General features: G+C 65.2%; 16 protein-coding genes. 7 read left to right on the top strand and 9 right to left on the bottom strand.

What is annotated here, in order from left to right; genetic code table 11:
- The first annotated feature begins 108 nt into the window (after positions 1–108).
- Complete coding sequence (locus ACFULT_RS20070; RefSeq protein WP_019665946.1) at positions 109–480, top strand: Rv2175c family DNA-binding protein; 372 nt, start codon at positions 109–111, stop codon at positions 478–480.
- Here the strand turns inward: ACFULT_RS20070 and ACFULT_RS20065 are convergent.
- The 4 genes from ACFULT_RS20065 to ACFULT_RS20050 form a co-directional block, all read right to left on the bottom strand.
- A complete protein-coding gene (locus tag ACFULT_RS20065; protein WP_378482225.1) occupies positions 452–1,447 on the bottom strand; it encodes a phytoene/squalene synthase family protein in 996 nt (331 codons plus the stop codon). The genes ACFULT_RS20070 and ACFULT_RS20065 overlap by 29 nt on opposite strands.
- Positions 1,440–3,086 (bottom strand): alpha-(1->6)-mannopyranosyltransferase A, encoded by a 1,647-nt coding sequence (locus ACFULT_RS20060; RefSeq protein ID WP_378482224.1) that lies wholly within the window; start codon positions 3,084–3,086, stop codon positions 1,440–1,442. The genes ACFULT_RS20065 and ACFULT_RS20060 overlap by 8 nt, the downstream gene beginning before the upstream one ends.
- A gap of 143 nt (positions 3,087–3,229) precedes the next feature.
- Positions 3,230–4,795: a phytoene desaturase family protein gene (gene crtI / locus ACFULT_RS20055; RefSeq protein WP_037109150.1), complete on the bottom strand. Its 1,566-nt coding sequence runs from the start codon at positions 4,793–4,795 to the stop codon at positions 3,230–3,232.
- A 35-nt stretch (positions 4,796–4,830) separates the two neighbouring features.
- A complete protein-coding gene (locus tag ACFULT_RS20050) occupies positions 4,831–6,018 on the bottom strand; it encodes a polyprenyl synthetase family protein (RefSeq protein WP_378482273.1) in 1,188 nt (395 codons plus the stop codon).
- 77 nt (positions 6,019–6,095) lie between these two features.
- Here ACFULT_RS20050 and ACFULT_RS20045 point away from each other — a divergent pair, with 77 nt between their 5' ends.
- Complete coding sequence (locus tag ACFULT_RS20045) at positions 6,096–7,064, top strand: methylenetetrahydrofolate reductase (RefSeq protein ID WP_170945318.1); 969 nt, start codon at positions 6,096–6,098, stop codon at positions 7,062–7,064.
- A 39-nt stretch (positions 7,065–7,103) separates the two neighbouring features.
- Here ACFULT_RS20045 and ACFULT_RS20040 read toward each other — a convergent pair whose 3' ends face one another.
- The 5 genes from ACFULT_RS20040 to ACFULT_RS20020 are packed head-to-tail and all read right to left on the bottom strand — an operon-like array spanning position 7,104 to position 12,059.
- Entirely contained in the window at positions 7,104–8,255 is a 1,152-nt protein-coding gene (locus ACFULT_RS20040; protein ID WP_378482223.1) for a glycosyltransferase, read from the bottom strand.
- Positions 8,252–8,950 (bottom strand): LppM family (lipo)protein, encoded by a 699-nt coding sequence (locus ACFULT_RS20035; protein WP_378482222.1) that lies wholly within the window; start codon positions 8,948–8,950, stop codon positions 8,252–8,254. Before ACFULT_RS20035 ends, ACFULT_RS20040 begins: the two co-directional genes overlap by 4 nt.
- Before the next feature lie 49 nt (positions 8,951–8,999).
- Entirely contained in the window at positions 9,000–9,815 is an 816-nt protein-coding gene (locus ACFULT_RS20030) for a carotenoid biosynthesis protein (protein ID WP_170945319.1), read from the bottom strand.
- The gene (locus tag ACFULT_RS20025) at positions 9,812–11,425 is read right to left on the bottom strand and encodes an NAD(P)/FAD-dependent oxidoreductase (RefSeq protein WP_094721463.1); all 1,614 of its coding nucleotides are present in this window, start codon (positions 11,423–11,425) and stop codon (positions 9,812–9,814) included. Before ACFULT_RS20025 ends, ACFULT_RS20030 begins: the two co-directional genes overlap by 4 nt.
- A 19-nt stretch (positions 11,426–11,444) precedes the next feature.
- Positions 11,445–12,059 (bottom strand): N-acetyltransferase, encoded by a 615-nt coding sequence (locus ACFULT_RS20020; protein WP_037109140.1) that lies wholly within the window; start codon positions 12,057–12,059, stop codon positions 11,445–11,447.
- A 192-nt stretch (positions 12,060–12,251) separates the two neighbouring features.
- Here ACFULT_RS20020 and ACFULT_RS20015 point away from each other — a divergent pair, with 192 nt between their 5' ends.
- The 5 genes from ACFULT_RS20015 (at position 12,252) to ACFULT_RS19995 (ending at position 16,443) form a co-directional block, all read left to right on the top strand.
- Positions 12,252–12,695 (top strand): SAV_6107 family HEPN domain-containing protein, encoded by a 444-nt coding sequence (locus tag ACFULT_RS20015; RefSeq protein WP_094721464.1) that lies wholly within the window; start codon positions 12,252–12,254, stop codon positions 12,693–12,695.
- A 253-nt stretch (positions 12,696–12,948) separates the two neighbouring features.
- A complete protein-coding gene (locus tag ACFULT_RS20010) occupies positions 12,949–13,380 on the top strand; it encodes a DUF3040 domain-containing protein (protein WP_037109137.1) in 432 nt (143 codons plus the stop codon).
- A 554-nt stretch (positions 13,381–13,934) separates the two neighbouring features.
- On the top strand, positions 13,935–14,366 hold the full coding sequence (mraZ, locus tag ACFULT_RS20005; RefSeq protein WP_019665932.1) for a division/cell wall cluster transcriptional repressor MraZ: 432 nt from the start codon (positions 13,935–13,937) through the stop codon (positions 14,364–14,366).
- A gap of 310 nt (positions 14,367–14,676) precedes the next feature.
- A complete protein-coding gene (gene rsmH / locus ACFULT_RS20000) occupies positions 14,677–15,636 on the top strand; it encodes a 16S rRNA (cytosine(1402)-N(4))-methyltransferase RsmH (protein WP_170945324.1) in 960 nt (319 codons plus the stop codon).
- Entirely contained in the window at positions 15,637–16,443 is an 807-nt protein-coding gene (locus ACFULT_RS19995; protein ID WP_255122951.1) for a hypothetical protein, read from the top strand.
- Positions 16,444–16,550: the final 107 nt, after the last annotated feature.

The raw sequence follows: 16,550 nt of genomic DNA, 5'->3' as shown, positions 1-16,550 counted from the left end.
TATCGACTTCGTCTCGGCCGCACCGAGCACCGACGTCGTCTCGGCCCGCGTTCGTGCGCGGTACGGGCGTTTTTCGTATACGAGACCGAAGCAGTTAACGTTACTGCAGTGAGCACAATCCCTTACTCAGGCGACGTCCTCGATCCGTCCGAATCGCTGCTACAGCTGACGGACGTGAGCAAAATCCTCGAGGTTCCGAAGTCGAGGGTGGAGCAGATGCTTCGCGACCGCCAGCTCCTGGCAGTCAAGCGTGAACGCGTCCCCGGCGTACCCGAGGTCTTTCTCGACGCCGAACGCCGCGAGATCGTCAAAGGACTTCCCGGACTGCTCGCCGTTCTCCACGACGGCGGATTCGAGGACGAGGAGATTCTGAAGTGGCTGTTCGAGGCCGACGACAGCCTCCCCGGTCGGCCTATCGACGCGATGCACGGTCACCTCATGCGCGAGGTGATCAGACGCGCGCAGGCGATGGCGTTCTGAGGTTGATCCACCCGGTGGCGAGCAGCCTCGGCGCCGCCACCGACAGCCTCCGTCCGCGCGACACCCGCGCGCGCTCGAACAGCACTCGGTAGCCGTTCTCCTCGACCTCGCGCAGAATTCCGCTGTAGAGGAGCGACGCGGTCCGCATACCTGGGCGCACCCGAGGATCGAGAAAATCGATCCCTGGATCCGCGACCCGGTAGATCGCACGGGTGTGCACGATCAAGTGGGCAAGCGCGCGGTCCACCCGCGGATCGGTTCGTTTCTCCCGACGGCAGTACCGAAGAAGATCCTCGTCCACGCCGAACGCCGCTAGCTCGTCGGTGGGCAGGTAGATCCGGTCTCGGTCGAGGTCCTCGCCCATGTCCCGAATGAAGTTGGTCAGCTGGAAGGCTTCGCCGAGGGCAGCGGCAGGCTCCTCCGCACCGTCGACGGCGGTGCCCAGAATGGGCAGCATCTCGAGGCCGATGACGGCCGCGGACCCGTACATGTATTCACGAAGTTCGGGCATGGTCCGGTAGCGGGCCTTGAAGAACTCGGTGCCCGGGATGTCCATGCGCATCGAATGGAAGAACGCACGGAAGTACTCGTGATCGATGTGGTACCGGTTCACGGTGTCCACGAAGGCGCGAAGGACCATGTCCGACGGACCGGTGCCGAGTTGCTCGCCGTTCAGAGCCGCCGTCACTCGCAGTTCGAGCTCGTCGACGGAGGCAGCCGCACGTTCGTCCGCGGGCGCCAGAGACGTTGCAGCCGTGTCCGTTTCGGTCAGAGACCCGTCGACGTCGACGTCGATGATGTCGTCCACCATGCGCGCGAACCCGTAGAGAGCATGCACGGCAGCGCGCTTCTCGACCGGAAGAAGCCTCGTCGCGAGGAAGTACGTCTTACCGTGGCGGGCATTGAGATCCCGGCACAGGCGGTATGCGTCGTGCAGCGCTGGGTCGATCGCGTCGAGTTCACCCATGGTCGGCCGTACTCGTGCGGTCCGTCGTGTCGAGCTCGGACGTCGTCTTCGGACTTCGCTTCTCGGGGTGTCCGCGCAACCGGAGCGGATCCACCCGAGTCAGTGACACTGCCGCGACCACTGCCGCGAAGGTTGCGAGCGCGACATGCGCAACCGTGTACAGCCCGATCGATCCGTCGGGCCGGAACACGAGCATCAACCAGGTGGACAGCCCCACGAGAACCATCAACGTCCTGGTCGACAACGCGAAACCGGCCGCGAGCGCCAGCGGCCACGAGTAGTACCACGGCAGAGCGGCGGGGGAGAGAACGACGATAGCGACGAGCGCGATGACGATGCCCTTCACCGCGTCCCGTTCGGTTCGGCGGAACAACCACCAGGTTCCGACGATGATGACTGCCAGCGCGAGCGCACACAGCATTCGTGTCACTTCGAGGACGGGGCCGAGACGGAGATCCAGGAACCACGACGTGCTGACGGTGACGAGATGCGCGAGGATCGTCGGCAAGGAAAGCCAGTTGATGATCTTGGCAGAGCCGGACAACGCCGTCAGCCACCCGATTCCGACACCGGCCACGACCGATGCGATCGCGAACACTGCGGCGAACACTCCTGCGCCGGTTCCTGCCGTCTTCGCGAACGACACGATGGGGGAGGACGGTGCACGATTCTCCGCGACGGCCTTCTCCCGTTCGTGAATCATCCAGATCCACACCATGAACGGCAACGCCAGACCGGCTGTTGCCTTGATCGCGACCGCTATTGCGACCAGTGCGACCCCGGCGACGTGTTTTCGTTCCAGAACCAACACGATTCCGGCGGTCATCAATCCAACCATCAGCAGTTCGTTGTGAACGCCGCCGATGAGGTGGATGAGAACGAGGGGGTTGAGGACGGCCAGCCACAACGCGATCGCGGGTTTGCCGCCGAGGTGCGACGCCAGACGCGGGACGGCCCACATCATCAAAGCGAGTCCCGGCAGCATCGTGATGCGCAGGAGCATGGTGCCCGCGATGACGTTGTCGCCGGTGACGCTCGTGATGGCCTGTCCGAGGAGCAGGAACAGTGGCCCGTACGGTGCCGTAGTCGTGGTCCACACGTTACTGACGTTGTCCAGCAGGATGCCGGGATTGGCGACCGGGCCGACAGCGTAGGGGTCGAAACCGTCGCGTAGCAGCGCCCCCTGCGCCAGATACGAGTAGGCATCGCGGCTGAACATCGGTACGGCCAGCAGTAACGGTGCAGTCCAGGCCGGGACAACCCAGCGCAGTTCTCGCAAAGAGGTGCGGCCTCCGAGCGTCGCGCGGCCCAGCCGGACCCAGGCAACGATCATCAGAACGACGCCAACCCACACGATGATGCTGGAGATGATCAGACCGTGGCCGAATCGTAGCCACGACAGGTGCATCGCTTCGAGCAACGGGTCGCGGCGCCGGACACTGCCCGCGCCGAAACCTCCGAACGTGATGAGCGCCGCGCCCACGACGCCGAGGACGGCAGCGTGGCCTTCCGGACTACGCAGGAAAGAAGCCAGGTGTCGAATCCTCGAGTCACTTGCCGCACCCGAGGAGGACGCAGGGCTCGAAACGGTGCTGTCGCCGGGTTTCTCGGATGGGGCCGAACCCTGAACCGGGGACATCGTTGCTGTCATCCTCCTCTCGGTGTCGCGGACTTCAAGCGACTGTGGTCCGGACGGTGAACACGAAGCACCGCGCCGATGGCCGCAGTCAGTTTAGTTGGTGATTTCGGGCGATCCGAACCATCCCGCGACTCGGGCGGATGTCACGGTGTTCCGACGATTCTCTCCGCGGCCAGTTTGCCGGACACGAGTACCGTCGGCACGCCGACACCCGGCGTGGTCGCGGAACCGGCCAGCACGACGTTCGAGAGCCCGGACACGAGATTCCGGCGTCGGAACGGGCCGGTCTGACGGAACACATGAGCCGAGGAGAACGGCGATCCTTCCACCATCCCGCGATCGGCCCACGTCTGGGGCGTGTCGATGTGATCGATCGTCATCGACCGGATCCCGTGGTAGCCGCGGCGCTCCAGCTCGATCCCCAGCTCCCGTACATAGGGGTCACGCAAGCGTGCCCAGTCCAATGGTGCGCTGTCCAGGTTGGGGCACGGGGCGAGTACGGACACCGGCTCACACGCCGTTCCACCCCGCTGAACCAGCAGCGACCGATCGGACACCGAGGGCCGAGTGATCAACAGCGACGGGTCGCTCATGAGCGAACCACGCCCGGAACGAGCGGTGATACGGCGAAAGGTCGCCGCCCAGTCCGCACCGAAATCGATCGTGTGGTGCGACTCGGACGGCCATGTCGCGGTCACCGACGTGGGCACGGTGCCGTGGAAGACCACCGCCGACGGCGACACCCGACCGTAGCCACGGCGTCGGCCCGCCCGGGTGACGTTCGCTCTGTCCAACAGGGCGTCGACGACGGGGAGGTCGGGCGTCAGGACGAGTGCATCACATGGAATCTCGGTGCCGTCGGACGTGATCACCGCCGTCGCGCGCCCGTCGGTGACCACGATGTCCGCGACTTCGGTGCCGGTGACGACGGAACCGCCGTGCTTGCGAACGGCATCGGCCATCCCCGCCGCGATCGTCGCCATCCCGCCGGCGGGGAAGTACACCCCGAGCGAAGTGTCCATATGGGCGATCGCGCCGTAGACGGCGAGTGCCCGCGCAGGCGCCATCCCCGCGTACAGGGCTTGGAAGGTGAACACTCGACGCAAGCGGTCGTCCTTCAGGAAGCGATCCACCTTGGGTCCGAGCTTGCCGAACCCTCCCAGACGGGCGAGGGTAAGCGTGTCCCGTAGAGCCGCCGGAGACGAGACGAGGTCGAGGGGAGAGTCGAAGTTCGAGTCGATGTACCGATCGAACTCCGAGTCGAAGATTGCAGCGAGCCAGCGGCGCAGGGATCGATACCCCTCGGCCTCGGCAGCGCCGCATTTCTTCTCCACCTCCGCGGCCATCACCTCCGGGTCGGCGAAGACGTCGATGGACGTGCCGTCGGCGTAGCGCGTGTGGTAGCTCGGCGCCAACGATTCGAGCTCGATCGCCGGGGTGACGGACTGGAACGTCTCACCCACGGCGGCGAGGGCGGCTTCGATGAGGTCGGGCATCGTGAGCACGCTGGCCCCGTTGTCGATGTCGTACAGGTGCGATCCGTCCTCGTCCTGTACCGGATAGATGCCGACCCGGCCGCCGACGGACTGCTCGCGTTCGAGCACCGTGACCGATCGTCCCGCACCGAGGAGACGCAGTGCGGCAGAGAGACCGGCCAATCCGGCTCCTACGACGACCACCGAGTTCGTGGGTCCATTGATGGCGCGCACGTGAGCCTTTCGTCAGGTGTATCGAAGCGTGTACGTCAGTACTGCCGCTGTGTTGCTGCTGTACCCATGCGCCGCAGTTGTTCGGCCGCACCGGGCTCGCAGTCGCTGTTGTCGAGTGTCACGAAGGCACGTTCGGTGAGATCCGAGATTCTGCGTTCGACGTCGTCGACGGCGCCCAGGTCGGTCAACACCGTCCGTACCTCGCCGATGCGCTCCTCGGACAGCTCGTGATCACCGAGCGACGTGCGAATCAGCGCGGCGGACTGCGCGTCCGCATCGGCCAGCGCGACCGCCATGAGGACGGTCCTCTTGCCCTCACGAATGTCGTCGCCCGACGGTTTGCCGGTGACGGCGGGATCGCCGAACACGCCGAGCAGGTCGTCGCGGAGCTGGAACGCCAGGCCTATGTCGGTGCCGAACGAACGGAACGCGGCAATCAGCTCCGGGGAGGCGTCGGCGAGGGCGGCGCCGAGATGCAAAGGCCGTTCGACGGTGTATGCCGCCGTCTTGTAGCGGTTGACGCGCATCGCCGCCTCGACGGACTCGTCCAACCCTGCCTCGGCCTCGATGTCGAGAAGTTGTCCGCCGAGCACTTCGAGGCGCATCGACGACCACACGGGGGACACGCGTGAGGAGGCGTCGGCATCGACTCCGGATTCGCGCAGCATGTCGTCCGCCCAGCACAGGGCGAGATCGCCCAGCAGAATCGCAGCCGATTCACCGAACCTGGCCGACGAGCCTGCCCAGCCGGCGGACCGGTGGCGATCGGCGAGAGCGACGTGCACCGTCGGGGAACCGCGGCGCGTCGTGGAGGCGTCGATGATGTCGTCGTGGATCAGCGCGCACGCCTGAACCAGCTCGAGCGACGAGCATGCTTTGATCACCGCCGTCGCCGCATCGCCCGACGGCTGCCCGCCCGCGCCGAGCCAGGCAGTCCACGCGAACGACGGGCGAACGCGCTTGCCGCCCCGGAGAACGAATTCGGTCAGGTCGTGGACCGCCGAGACGTAACCACCGCCCACGGCTGCAACCTGATCACGACGGGATTCGAAGAACTCTGCAAGAGCGGTCTCGACCAACTCGCGAGGTGTGGTGGCACCAGCGGAGTCGCCCGGTGTGCCGGCGGGGGTGTCGACGGTCGTCAGGTCGACGGTGCTGGGCGTGGTCGTTTTCCCGGACAGAAGATCCTCCAGTCGATCCGAACGTGCAGGCTGCGGTTTCAACAGTAGCGGTCCGCGTCCGATTCGCACGCGCGCGACCTTCCCGCGCAACACCCCAGGCGGGAATCTATGATGTCCCGGTGACATTTGATTCCGTCAGGGGGCGGTCGAGCGACGGATTCGTAACGCGAACGCCGTCGATCGTGGACCGGCTGCGCAGCGACGGCGCGGCCCGAATTCCGTTCTCCGTCGAATTCTCACCTCCTCGCGACGAAGCAGGTGAAGCGCGCTTGTGGCGCGCGGTGCGTGAGTTCGAGCAGCTGCAGCCTGCGTTCGTGTCGATGACCTACGGGGCGGGTGGGTCCACCAGGGATCGGACGGTCCGTGTCACCGGCCAGATAGCCGAGGAAACGACGCTACTGCCCGTGGCGCACCTGACCGCCGTGTCGCACAGTGTGGACGAGCTGCGGTCGATGGTCGGTTCCTATGCGGACCGTGGAATCTCCAACATCCTGGTCCTTCGTGGTGACCCGCCCGGTGATCCGCTCGGCGACTGGGAAAAGCATCCGGACGGTGTCGAGTACGCGGACGAGCTGGTCACGCTCGTGCGAGAGCTGGGCGACTTCCACGTCGGCGTCGCGTCGTTCCCCGAAGGCCATTACCGTGCGCTGAATCTGGAACAGGACACTCGGGTTCTGGTGAACAAGCTCCGTGCAGGAGCCGAGTACTCCATCACGCAGATGTTCTTCGATGTCGACGACTACCTCCGCTTACGTGATCGGGTGGTCGCGTTCGATCCTGAGCAGGGGGCGAAGCCCATCGTGCCGGAGATCATGCCGATCACGTCGCTTCGCACGGTGCGGCGAGCTCTGGCGCTGTCCGGGTCCGCGCTGCCGAAAGCACTGGACGACCGCTTCACCACAGCGGCCGGGACCGGTCCGGAAGAGGACAGGGCGGCGGTGCGCGAGGTGGGTATCGAACTCGCGACACAGATCGGTGAGCGGCTGATCGCGGAAGGCGCACCGGCGCTGCACTTCATCACCCTGAATTTCGCGAAGGCCACGCGCGAGGTACTCACCAACCTCGGATTGTGCGCCGCCAGGGTCTAGGACTCACCGGTTCTCGGAAGTCCGTGCCCGGCGCACTCGTCAGAGCGGACGACCCTTCCACGTGATCGAACCGGTCTTCGATCTGAGGAACGAGTCGACTGTCAGTGCGCCGTAGAGGAGTACGGACACCGGGTGAACAAACGCCGCCGCAACAGCTCCTGAACCGACGACCCCGGACGCGGCTCGGTCGGCCACGAGACGCGCTGCCACGGCCGCGCCGTAACCGCCGAGGCCCCACCTACGGGTGCGGCCCGAGCCGAACACTGCAGCAACGGGTGGCAGTACATACGCGAGTGCAGCCGCACCCAGAACAGCAGTGGAACCGACCGGCCCGCCGAACGCACTCCACAGCCATCGGCTGTATCCCTCACGGAGATCGGACCAACCGTCGTACATCCGGCACCGCGCCAGCTCACCGCCCAACACGACGGCCGTACGGTGCCCGGATCTGCGCAGCGCCCGGGCGATGTCCAGATCCTCCGTGGCGCTGCTCGCGACCGACTCGTGCCCCCCGATATCCCGATACGCGCGGGCGTCGAACATCAGGAATTGACCGCATGCGACGACGGTCGACGGCCTCGTCGAGGCATTGGCGACCCGTACCGGCAGCGTCGACAGCCAGGAAAAACTCAGAAGTGGTTGCACGAGGCGCTCGGCGCAACTGTCTGCCTGTTGCCGTGGCCACGGACTGACAAGGGCAGTGCGCCCGCGTCGGAGCTCCGACACAGCCGCGGCGATCGCACCGGCCGACAGTCGCACGTCGGCGTCGACGAACGCAATGCAGTCGGGCCTGCCCGCCAGGGCCTGCCCCGCCAGCGTGTGGCAGGCGGCCGCTTTGCCCGTCCAGCCCGCGGGCGGTTCCGTCGTCGAGCGGCGGACGTGGAACCGTGGATCGGAATCAGCGGCGGCGACGGCGGCCTCGAACGTGCCGTCCGTCGACCCGTCGTCGAGAACGAACACTTGGAGTGTGGGGCAGTGGACCTGCTGCCGCAGATCGGCGACGAGTGCCGAGATCAGATCGACCTCGTTTCTCGCAGGGATGCACACGGCGACGGAGCCGGGAACATCGGATGTGGGCCGACGCAGCGACCTCATCGACAGAGCATTGACGGCAGTCGTCGCCGCGCCGACACCGGCAAGCGCCGCACCGGCCGCCGTCGCCCGCCTGACCGCGTCGCGGAAATCGGTCACACGGACGACGGTGCGCGTCGCACGGGAGGATTGCGTGTCACCCACGCCATGGCGCCGACGATCGCTGCGATGCCGACGGTGACGCCCCCGACGATTCCTGCCCATCCTGCGAAACTGCGCGTGTTCGGGTCGGGGTAGTTGACCTCGGCGCGCATCGACGTGACCTCACCTGCCGGCAACTTCCAGGTGATGATGTTGTCGCCCTCACGGGTTCCGTTGGTGGTTCCGATTCGAGCCGGGAACGCGATGGTGAACTGCACGTCCGTGCCCTGAGCGGGAACGTTCTGCAGATCGGCCTTGCCGTCGAGAGTGACGGTGTCCCCAGCGCGCTGGAGCACCAGTTGATAGCTGCCCGTTGCCTGTTCGGACATCTGGCCGAGGGTCTGCACGTCTCCGAAGGACAGATCGTTGAATCGAGCTTCGGTGCCCACGTATCCGTCCTGGCGGTACTCCTGGATGCGGATCTTGCTGGCAAGAGTCGACGGTGCGACCAACTGGGGGCCGGTGTCGGTGTCCGACGTGGGAATCGTCGCGGCCACGATCTGACCGGACACCCGATCGTCCGCGGACACACCGATCGACACCTGGGCGCGGAGGCACCCGGTCAGTAGCGGCGCGAGCAACAGGGTGAGCGCGAGCACCTTCGCGATGCGGTTCCGTCTACGAGTACTACGTTCGCGTGATGTCGACTGCACAGCGACATCGTGCCAGAGAACCAGGCCGGTCGACGACGCACGGTGGCGATCACCGCGCCGTGTCGATCGTCCTTCGCCTCGATCGGGTGGTCCACGTCCACACGAGGGGTACGCCGACGGTCCCCATGACGACGAACCCGTAGATCGCGGAGAATCGAAATTCGGGACCGGAGAGGAAGACTGCGTGCGCGAAGGCGGAGCCCAGCCACGTCCACATGAACAGGACGATGGGTGCGGAATCGGTGAGACGAGGCGGATCCGTGCGGATCACCGACTTTCCGGCGAACTCCACGATCACGGCCATCGTCAGTGCCACGACGAACCAGCCCAGATAATTCGTCACCGGAATCGACGGGATCCCGGGGAGTCCGGCGATGGGCGAGGTCCAGGTCCACTGCCCGTCCGTGACCATCTGGGTGTCGAGGTAGAGGTCCCAACCGACCATTGCGACCGCCGTCATGACGATCCGGTGCAGCGTCGCTCGCTGATCTGGACGGACACGGTGCAGCAGAAGCGAGACCGCGCACCAGATGGGGTAGAAGCCGGCCGTCCAGGCCAACGGCACCACCGCGGGAACACCGAGGATGTCCGGGCCGAGTCGACTCGTGGCGTAGAAGTACGAGCCGAACGGGAACCCGGTTGCGGTGCCGACGATCTCGGCAGCGATACCGAGCCCGGCCGTGGTGACGAACAATACTGCCGCCCACTTGACGCCCCGGGTGATCGCGGCGTGCGCGAGAGCGGACGCCGCGAGCAGCGCGACGACGGCGACAGTCACGACATCGCGGTTCGAGCCGCTCACGAGCGGATAGACGATCTGCGCCGTCACTGCACTTCCGGCGAGGATCCACACGAATCTGTTCATCGCCGCTTCCGTCCCAGCCACGCTCGGACACGGCCGCCGCCATGGTCGGACAACGCGATCTTCGCGGCCGTCCGTCCGCTGGCCGCGGACACGCCGCCGCCGGGATGGGTGGATGCGCCCGTCAGGTACAACCCCTGTGCACCGGGCACACGATGGCCCGCGAGTTCGGGGACCGGACGCCAGATCATCATCTGGTCCAAGGACATCTCCACGTGCATGATGTTCCCGCCGATCATTCCCAGTTCGCGCTCGATGTCGGTGGGGGACTGGACGTAACGGTGCAGGATCGTGTCGCGGAAGCCGGGCGCGTATGACTCGAGCGATTCGACGATGCGGTCGGCTTCGGTCTCCGCAAGATCCGTCGCCACGCGTTCGGTGTCCGACGCACGCCATCGCCGTCCGTCGGACAGGGTGTGCGGATGCCACTGCGACCAGAGAGACACCTGGTGCTCGCCCTCCGGTGCCACGCTCGGTTCGATTGCGGTGAACGACATCCCGAGGACGGCAGGCTCGGGCGGCAGATCTCCTGCCAGGGCGTGACCGTGCGCACGGCGCAGTTGCCGGCGATCGTGCACGAGCAACTGCAGACCGGAGGTACCGTCCTGCACCGAGGGTGCACTGGAATACTGCGGCACGGCGGAGGTGGCCAGTCGGACCGCCATTCCCAGGCCGGGCCCGACGCGGATTCCTCGTCGCCATGCCTCCGTTCGTCGACGATCGAATCCTCCAGCGTCGAGCAGGTCCAGAGTCGTCAGAACATGGCAGCCGGCGACGACCGTGCGACTGCGAATCGACCGACCCGATTCCGTGCGCGTCGTCCACCCGTCGCCGGACCGCGCCACTGAGACGGCGCCGTCACCGACGGTGAGCTGACCTCCCGTGGCGACGAGCTTCGAGATCATCGCCTCGGTCAACGCGCCGCTTCCTCCGACGGCGCGACCGGGTGGAAGTGTGTGCATCAGCGCCGCGAAGCCAACCATGGGCGCGGTGCCCGGTTCCGACATCGGCGGGCCGGACTGCGCACCGAACCATGCGAGGGCAGCTTTCAGCCTCTCCGACGAGAACGTGGCGTCGAGCAGCGCGTCCCCGGTCGTGAGGAACTCACGGGAGAGAGCACTCCCGCCGTCCGGCGCATCGAGTCCCCAGAAGGAGCGCACCAGATTGGCTCCCGTCGGCGCCGCCGAGAACGCTTTCATGGTGCGTGCGCTGCGCGGCCCCCAGGACGCGACGAACGTCCGATACGCCATCGCATCCGCAGCACCGCACGACCGCGCGATGGAGTCACAGGTGGCGTCGAGGTCGCGACGAAACACGATGGCCTCGTCGTCCGTACCAGGTGCGCCGGGAGCGATCGCCCACGGATCGCAATCGACGTAGACCAGACCGTGGTCGGCCAGACCGAGTTCCTCGACGACGCCGGTATGCCGAACCATGATGTGAGCAGACGAGCCACGGTCGACTCGGTGGCCGGGGAAGCGCTCGGCGGACGACACGCCACCACCTGCGATCGTGTCCTTCTCCACGACTTCGACGGACAGGCCGGCGTCGGCCAGGTAACACGCTGAAGTCAAGGCATTGTGGCCTGAGCCCACTACGAGAACATCGATCACGGCACCAGCGTATAGATCGTCACCGTTCGAGCGGTTCGTCCGTTTCGAAGGGCAGTGCGTGACCGAGAACTGCGAACGGTCGTCGGTCGCCCGCGAAGGTGAAGTTGCGGAGTACGTCCCCGAAACCGAGACTTCGGTACAGGCGCCACGCGCGGTTGTTCTCGTTCTCCACTTCCGGAGTGGACAGCAGCACGCCGCTTTCCGGGCGGCCGCGAAGGAGTCTGCGCGTGAGTGCGCGACCGAGTCCGTGTCCCTGTGCATGTGGGGACACGTGCAGCTCGGTCAATTCGAAATAGTCCGAGAGGACAGAGTCGACGTACTCGTCATCGGCGCCGGATCTACGCAGACCGTCCCTGACCTGCTGGTGCCACCACTGATGCCGAGCACCCTTGTACCCGTACGCGACGGCGACCAGTGGGGAGTCGGGCGTGGGCAGGACTGCACCGACAGCGCACCATCCGGGGCGGAGGACGTGCTCGGACCACATCGGGGCGCGGTGATACTCCGTGCCTTGCGGGTAACCCATTGCCTCGACGTAGATCGCCAGCGCTTCGGGAAGGCGACGACGGAGTTCTCGGGCGGACAGATCGACCAGGTACGGGGTCGGTTCCGCGTCGGTAGCGACTGTTCTCAACCTTTCCTTGACGACTTGTCGGTGGGCACAGCTATATTGAATATGTCGAACGGATGTTCGATGTCGGTGATCCGGCGATGACCCCGAGGGAAGCGGGGCTCGCTGGATCCCTGACCTTAGATCGTCGTCGACGTCCGGTCGTTTCGGAAATTGCGGTCACGAACGGCGAATGCAATCGGGAGGTGTTCGAGTATGGCTACGAAGGTTCTCCGTGGTGATGTGCGTCCGCCGGTGTCGCCGCGTGCTCGCGTACTGCTGGGCCGGGCAGATGCCTTGCTGTCGGGTTCCCTCGGCGCCGAGTCGGTCGCGGACCAATTTCTGGATTGCTACATGGCGGCCCTCCGTGGAGCGGCCGCGATTCTGGAAGTTGCGCCCTCGACGCGAGCAAGATCACGCAGTGCGTGGGTACTGCTGGCAAAAGCCGAGCCGGAACTTCAAGCCTGGGCGGAGTATTTCGCGAGCTACTCGTCGCTGCGAGCGGCACTGCAGGCCGGTGTGTCTCGCTCCATCGATCAGGACGTCGCTGACTCGTTCTATCGCGAAGTCGGCCGGTTCCTGCATGTGGTGGAGGATTTCATCGGCGCGGATTCACGGCTCGATCGGGCAGTCCTGCCGCCTCGATCGATGTCGGCGTGAGGGCTGATTCTGTCGCGGTCGTGTTGCCTTTCGTCGAAGTTCAGTGCGCCGGAGGGTCCGAGTGGTCGGGTCCGCATGCGTCCTGTCAGGGGTCTGCGCAGGGAAACTTCGGACATTCTCAGGAACACATGGACCGAGTAGGTGGTAAGCAGTCGATTCACCTCGTATTATCGATGACAGGTAGCCGCCAGAGTCAGCTTCCCGTCGTTTCGCACCCGGAATGACTTCTAATATCTGTGCAGGGGGAGGTACCGTGCCACTCTCCGAGCACGAGCAGCGCATGCTCGATCAAATCGAGAGCGCTCTCTACGCCGAGGATCCCAAGTTCGCTTCTCACGTGCGAAGCGGCCGTATGCGTACGGCTTCGAGCAAACGTCGCTTCCAGGCGGCCGCTTTGTTCGTCTTGGGACTAGTTTTGCTCATCGCCGGGCTGGCGCTGCCGTTCAAGCCCGGTGGTTTCCCGGTGATCAGTCTCGTCGGCTTCGTCTTCATGTTCGGTGCCGGTGTGCTGTTCCTACTCGGTGGGTCTCGTAAGGGCGCTGCTGCGTCACAGGAGGAGTCCGAAGCGACTGGCTCGGGCGGACCCAAGAGTTCGGGACCGAAACCCAAGTCCGGCCGCAAGGGCGGCGGCGGTTTCACTTCCCGTATGGAAGATCGTTTCCGGAAGCGATTCGAACAGGACTAGTTATCTCCGTCTCGATGTCGAAGGCGCTGCGCAGCTGAGTCGGATGCAGCAAAGCCGGATGCAGCAAAGCCGGATGCAGCAAAGCCGGATGCAGCCAGTCCGGAAAGCCCTGGATTCAGAGACAACAGATCACCACAGAAGCGGTGCTCACCCGAATGGGTGGGCACCGCTTTCGTATGTCCCGGTTGCGTATGGCCGGCGCCCCGCATGGGGTGCCATCTGGCCTTGTCGAGGATAAATCAGAACCTCGTCACCCACTTCTCCCCACCGCGTGGGGGAGCGAACTGCGTAATCCCCACTTTCAACCACCATCATTGTCGATGACCGATCCATTGACGTTCGGGACCTCCTGACCTGGCCTTTCGCTTGATCGTCACTTTCCGGGCTCTGTGTAGGTCGACAATTGTCGATTCGTGCCGATACGCTTCCCCACAATCAACCACCAAGTTGACCTGCGGAAATTGGGGTAGATCCCAAAAATATTCCTCCCGATGGATTGAAAGTGGAGGAAAGTGGGGTAATGTGGTGGCAGCAGCGAGAGCGGGAGGTGTCGAGTGTTCCTCGGTACCTACACGCCCAAGCTCGACGAGAAAGGCCGGCTCACGTTGCCGGCGAAGTTCCGGGATGCGCTGAAGGAGGGTGTGATGGTGAGCAAAGGTCAAGACCACAGCCTCGCGATCTACACCCAGGAAGCGTTCGCGGAAAAGGTAAGAAAGCTCACCGAAGCATCTCGTTCCAATCCGGTTGCGCGCTCGTACATCAGGCAGCTCGGTGCGGGCACGGACGAGCAGAAGCTCGATGGTCAGGGCCGCATCATGCTCAGCTCGGACCACAGGCGCTACGCGAGTCTGGAACGCAACGTCGTCGTGAACGGATCCATCGAGTTCATCGAGATCTGGAACGAAGAAGCCTGGGCTCGCTACTCGTCCGAGGGTGAGCAGAGCTTCTCGGATGCAGTGGATGCATCCCTGGAAGGAATCTTGTAACCGCAGGAAGCCAGTAACCGCCCGGATCAACCGCCGAGTGCCGCGAGGCCTCTGCCCGATCAGAACCCTGACGTTCTTCCCCAACGCCAGGTTTCGAAGATCAGGACCCTGACGTACTTCCCCGACGTCAGGTTCCTATCGGACAGGGACCTCGAGGCATTCGTCCACACCATCGATCGATGCGCGATCTCGACGCACCACCGCGCAGACGCACGAACCGGGAGGAATCATCGTGGAAGGCGAATCGTCAGCCGCCTCTGACAGCGCTCCCGACGGCGACGAATCCGTCGACCGGCCTCAGCCGAAACACATCCCCGTTCGCCTCGAACGCGCGGACGAACTTCTGGGACCCGCCCTCACCGCAGCTCACGCGTCAGGTCTCACACCTGTGATGATCGATGCGACGCTCGGCCTCGGCGGACATTCCGAACACTTCTTGCGTACTTATCCGACGCTGCATCTGATCGGCCTCGATCGAGATCCGGACGCGCTCGCGCGTGCCGGCCGGCGGCTGGAGGAGTTCTCGGATCGAACCTCGTTCGTGCACACCACGTACGACGGAATTGCCGACGCCCTCGAGCAATCCGGCTTCGCGCCGCAGGACTCGGTCCACGCCATTCTGTTCGACCTCGGAGTGTCCTCGATGCAGCTGGACGAAGCGGACCGCGGATTCGCCTACTCGGTGGACGCCCCACTCGACATGCGGATGGATCCGACGGTCGGGCTGACTGCGGCGGACGTCCTGAACACCTACTCGCACGGCGACATCGCCCGCGTGCTCAGCACGTACGGTGAAGAACGATTCGCCGGACGTATCGCGTCGGCTGTCGTCAAACGTCGCGAAACCACCCCGTTCACCACGAGCGCGGCCCTCGTCGAACTGCTCTACTCGGCAATTCCGGCCGCGACGCGGCGAACGGGAGGTCATCCCGCCAAGCGCACCTTCCAGGCGCTGCGGGTCGAGGTGAACGGTGAGTTGGACTCGCTCGAGACGGCCGTACCCGCCGGACTCGATGCGTTGGCCGTCGGAGGACGTGTCGTGTTCATGTCCTACCAGTCGCTCGAGGACCGCGTGGTGAAGAAAGAGCTCACGCCCCGCGTGAAATCGCGCAGCCCCGAGGGGCTTCCGGTCGAGCTACCCGGGATGGGACCCGAGTTTCGTCTTCTGACCAAGGGGGCGGAACGCGCGTCGGAAGAAGAAATCGAGGAGAACCCGCGCTCGGCACCGGTGCGCCTGCGCGCGGCCGAGCGAATTGCGAGGAGATCGTAGATGACCATTACCTCGACTTCGTCACCGACCACACGGCGCCAGCGCCGCGGTGTCGGCTCGGGTCGCTCCGGCGCGGCATCGCGGGCGTACGAGCGTCGTCAACAACGCGCGTCCTCGCGCGGGGTGGAGCTTGCATCGAGCGGACATGCGGCAGCGAGGACGATGTCCGCGTCCATTGGTGCGCGAGTTCCGTTCGTCGCGTTGGTGATCGGACTCCTGTCCCTCGGTCTCGGTTTGACGCTGCTGTTGACGACGAGATCTGCCGGTGACTCCTATGTACTGAGCGATGCGAAGGCCCAGAACGAGCGTCTCGTTCAGGAACGTGCGTCGCTGCAGCGTGATGTCGAATTGGCGGATTCCGCACCGGAACTCGCGCGTAAAGCCGCCGAGTTGGGGATGGTCCCTGCCGCAGGCGCTGCGCGCATCGTGGTGGCGGAGGACGGTTCGGTTCAAGTCGTCGGCACTCCCGCTCCCGCACAGGGCAACCCGGTTGCACCACTCGATCCACCCACCTCACAGGGCACGTCGCAATCGGCGGATTCCGAGGCCCGAAACCCGTTGCAGGTGCGCAATCAGCCGCAGACGACCGCGCCCCGAGCGGCATCGGACTCGACTGCTCCGCGCTCGGCCTCCGACCCGTCGGGCACGCGGGCGGCATCCGACGACGCAGGTACACCATCCGGCGTCGCACCATCAGTCACATCCGCCACGCCGAACACGGCGAATGGCGCGGGAACCGAGGCAATGGGTGAACAATTGGTTCCCATGAGCATCCCGTCGGCGAGTCCTTCGGGTAGTCGGCAGTGACCAGGCCGACATCCGGGAACACTCGTCGTACACCAGCGCCGCACGAGCGGAGCCGGCGGAATGATTCCAGGCGGAACGCATCCGGCGTCACTGTGTCCGACCGAAGG

This window comes from Rhodococcus sp. NPDC057297, from assembly GCF_042667435.1.
Lineage (GTDB): Bacteria > Actinomycetota > Actinomycetes > Mycobacteriales > Mycobacteriaceae > Rhodococcoides.
The sequence above is the reverse complement of the archived record's forward strand: the minus strand, read 5'-3'. Positions and strand labels throughout refer to the sequence as shown.